Source organism: Coprococcus sp. AF21-14LB (genome assembly GCF_003458885.1).
Taxonomy (GTDB): domain Bacteria; phylum Bacillota; class Clostridia; order Lachnospirales; family Lachnospiraceae; genus UBA9414.
The window spans coordinates 1-3,073 of the sequence record NZ_QRVX01000096.1 but is presented as its reverse complement, the minus strand read 5'-3'; the positions used below and the strand labels follow the sequence as shown (position 1 = coordinate 3,073).

Annotated in this window: 3 protein-coding genes; all 3 read right to left on the bottom strand. The window is 31.1% G+C overall.

What is annotated here, in order from left to right; genetic code table 11:
* Positions 1–35: 35 nt before the first annotated feature.
* Genes DWX73_RS13010 through DWX73_RS13000 form a run of 3 tightly spaced genes read right to left on the bottom strand, consistent with a single transcriptional unit; the run spans position 36 to position 2,763 of the window.
* On the bottom strand, positions 36–404 hold the full coding sequence (locus DWX73_RS13010; RefSeq protein WP_118349099.1) for a glycosyltransferase family 2 protein: 369 nt from the start codon (positions 402–404) through the stop codon (positions 36–38).
* Between the two features lie 20 nt (positions 405–424).
* Entirely contained in the window at positions 425–1,552 is a 1,128-nt protein-coding gene (locus tag DWX73_RS13005; protein WP_118349098.1) for a glycosyltransferase, read from the bottom strand.
* 38 nt (positions 1,553–1,590) lie between these two features.
* A complete protein-coding gene (locus DWX73_RS13000) occupies positions 1,591–2,763 on the bottom strand; it encodes an ATP-grasp domain-containing protein (RefSeq protein ID WP_199413566.1) in 1,173 nt (390 codons plus the stop codon).
* Between the last annotated feature and the right edge of the window lie 310 nt (positions 2,764–3,073).

Here is a 3,073-nt window from a genome sequence, read left to right as displayed (position 1 = left end):
GAATCCCCATACTACTTCTTTTTGATTTGTTAGTTTTAAAATGATAAAATCCAAAAAAAAAGTATGTCTATTTTCTTTCTCTCAGCTATTTTAACTAATGTAAATAGCATTTTTTTCTCAAATAAATCATCTGAGTCTAAAAACATAATATATTTTCCACAAGCAACCTTTAAACCATTATTGCGTGCTACTCCAGCATATTGATTATTTTGTTCAATGAATCTAAAGCGCGAATCCTTTTGATTGTATTCTCTTAAAATCTCTAATGATTTATCTGTGGAACCATCATCAACACATATAACCTCAAAGTGCTTATAAGTCTGTTCTACGAGCGAATCTAGCGTTTCTCTTAAAAATCTTTCTGCATTATACACTGGTATTATAATGCTAACTAACGGTTGCATTAAATAAATCCTCCTTACTACTATTTCAAATAATAATGAATTAATTTTTCATAAATATTCTTTTCTGAATAATTTTGCTGAGCAAAATTTTGAATATAGTTGATATTATATTCTTCTTTATGCTTATAAATATATTGCATTTTATCTGCCAGCTCCTTCATATTCTCTGCTGAAACTTGGATTCCCAATCTTTCATCCCACTGTTCAACAACTGCTACTTCCGTTGTAGCAATTACAGGTAAGCCACACGCCCACGCTTCAATAATCGGAACGCCAAATGTTTCGCTTTTACTATAGCAAATCAACACATCGCTTTGTCCGATTTCATTAGCCGTATCTTGATGACTAAGCCTACCCGTAAAAAAGATTTGCTTCTGCATATTTAGATTCTCTACAAGCTTTTCTAAATTTTTCTTTTCAACACCATCTCCCACAATGATCAGCTTTACCTCTTCTTTACTTTTAAATGCTACTGTAAAGGACTGAATTACTTTATCAAACTGTTTTATAGGAACCAACGCACCTACTACAATAAAGCGAAAAGCATCTCCAATCTTCTCTATAGGCTTGAACACTTCATTTACAACATTAGGGACAATATATACTTCTCTTTTTGTTTTTGTTAAGTTTACAATCGCATTGCGCAAAGAGGATCCCACACACAGAAACTTATCTGCATTATCTACATACAATTTTAATTGCTTTTTTTCATAACAATCAATTGTATTATTAAGCACTTGAGACCAATGCTCTGTACAAACTATTTTAACGCTTTTAAATTTATATTTTAATATCCCTTCTGCAACAGTAATATTCGCTGGATAATGTACATGGATAATATCTGGCAATCCTATATCTTTCTCTATTTGTTCTAGGAATTTATCCCATATCTTTAATTTAATTTTTTTTAGGTGTAATTTCATTCGTTCATGTGCCCAAAATTGAGAATATGTAAATACTTGAATATTATCTTCTTCCCATTTACAATAACCCCACTTTTTTATTTTTTTAAATGGATGAAATATGCAAGAAATATACGATACTTCATTTCCATATTTGGCAAGCATTTTTGCTTGTTCAATTTCAAAAGAACCTTGTAAATTATTTATAGCTTGTGGATAGCTACGCCCTATCACCCAAATTTTCATATTAACCTCAAAATTACTTTAATTGTATATTAATTTTTTCAACTACCCTTTTTTAATTCTTCTTTACATTCGTCTAATGTTTCACCTTGTACAATTATTTGCCCTATGCAGTCATTAGAATTTTCAAATACTCTAATTTGATCTCCACACTGTTTGAAAAATGTAACTTCTAAAACATTATCTTTTATTTGCTCTTCATAAGAAATATTTTCTATAATCCCACTCTTTTCTTTTTCTAATATCATTTGAGCCAATCCAGCTTTTGTATTTGCTCTTCTATTTTCCCAATATTTTACTGGATTTTCTCCTACTGCCATAGCTACAATCATTTTGTAATATTCTATGCCAAAATTTATTTCCACTAACTCTGGCAAACAATTGGCTCCCACACGACCAGTCAATTCAATTACATATACTTTTCCATCTTTTAAAATTAAATCAACATTAACAGCACAATTATCAAGTCCTAGTGCTTTTATAGCACTTTTTACTGCTTTTTCAGTCTGATCATAGACATCTTTATTACAATCTAAAGGAACATAATGCCCCACTGGCACTGCTGTATGACTCATATATGTTTCATCGCCATGTGGCATTACAAAAAGTACCTCTCCTCGATACACAAATGCTTGAGCCCCAAATTCCCATCCTTCAATAAACTCTTCTACAATGCAATAAGATTGTTTCGTTAATTTCATAGCTGCATGGAAACCTTTAATAGCCGCTTCTTTAGTTTTGGAAATATAAATTCCATTACTTCCCTGTAGATCTATTGCTTTAATAATGACTGGCAATTTTATTGTTTCTAAAGCCTTTTCTAGCTCCTCTTCGTTTGATATTTCAAAATACTTTGCCGTACTTACCTTGTTTTCCATGAATGCTTTTTTCATCTTAGATTTATCATTACACATTGCAGCTGAAATTTCTTTAAGACCTACCAGTTGTAAAGAATCACAAACCTTCCCTAATGATGCAATTCCTGTATCTAAACAACAAGTTGCAACTCCATCTAATTGAAGTTTTTTTGCTTTTTCTACAACTTCATCTGGTTTCGAAATATCCATGTCACATACTTCATCTGCCAATTTTAAACATGGTAAGTTTCCACCAAGCATAGTTCCTGCTATTGTATTAATTCCCATTTCCTTTGCAGCTTTATAAAGTCCAACTTGTCCACGTCCAGCCCCTAAAATCAATAATCTTTTTTTCATACTTTTCTCTCCATCTTCTCTATTTATTATCCGGATTTGTATATATATTCTTTCTAAGCAATACAGTCTCTATTGTTTTCAAAAAAATTTTTAAGTCCCCTATAAATGTTACATTGCAAGCATAATCCGCATCTTTTTGAAGTTTTTTCTTCTTGAGAAATATTATTTCTAAAATATGCTTGAGAATATCCTGTAATTCCAGGTTTTACAGTTAAACGAATTTTACGTTTTTTCGTCATATTCATCTAATGGAGGTTTTACAGTTAAACGAATTTTACGTTTTTTCGTCATATTCATCTAATGGACGGTT